Consider the following 211-nt stretch of genomic DNA (forward strand, 5'->3'; position numbering starts at 1 on the left):
ATCGCCAAATATCATGGCTTAAGAGACGTTATAAACAAAAAACTCATCATATCAGATGATAACCGCTTCGTTATATATAATTTCAGCGACTTTTTCGAGTGGATCGCTCTCACGTTGTAGTTTGTTAAGCTCTCTATGGACACGCTGCATAAAATGATGGAATTGCAGACGCATCTTGCGCTCGATGGTCAACGAGTCATAAAAGATGTCC

Annotated in this window: 1 pseudogene; it reads right to left on the minus strand. The window is 39.8% G+C overall.

The annotated features are described in order from the left end of the window. Positions 1-54: 54 nt before the first annotated feature. Positions 55-211, minus strand: a pseudogene (gene zapE / locus V6252_RS13600) (AFG1/ZapE family ATPase); the annotation flags it as partial.

Source organism: Psychrobacter proteolyticus, from assembly GCF_038155145.1.
In the GTDB taxonomy this organism is placed as follows: domain Bacteria; phylum Pseudomonadota; class Gammaproteobacteria; order Pseudomonadales; family Moraxellaceae; genus Psychrobacter; species Psychrobacter proteolyticus_B.